The sequence below is a fragment of the Bacillus sp. GbtcB10 genome (assembly GCF_019091365.1).
In the GTDB taxonomy this organism is placed as follows: domain Bacteria; phylum Bacillota; class Bacilli; order Bacillales; family Bacillaceae; genus Bacillus; species Bacillus altitudinis.
In genome coordinates this window covers 1-232 of sequence record NZ_JAGXJP010000437.1, presented here as the reverse complement: position 1 = coordinate 232, position 232 = coordinate 1, and the positions used below count along the sequence as shown (strand labels likewise).

Genomic DNA, 232 nt, shown 5'->3' with positions numbered 1-232 from the left:
GTATTATTGAAAAGTTTGAAGGTTTTATTGATTTAAGTGTTCTTGTGAAAAAAGTAAGACGCGGCGACGAAGAAGTAGTCGTAATGATTCGCAGGGAATCTGAAGAAGCATGGAAAAACTGGGAAACAAGTGAAGAACATTTAGCTGGACATAGAGCGAGCCGTGGTAAACCAAAACCAGATCATATTATTAATGTGGATCATGCAGTTTATTATGTAAAATCATCGAAAGC

At 36.6% G+C, this 232-nt stretch carries 1 protein-coding gene; it reads left to right on the top strand.

The window, feature by feature from the left end:
- Nucleotides 1-232, top strand: a 232-nt coding sequence (gene hmoA / locus KVT11_RS20755; protein ID WP_217609231.1) for a heme-degrading monooxygenase HmoA, incomplete at both ends; no start/stop codon positions are given.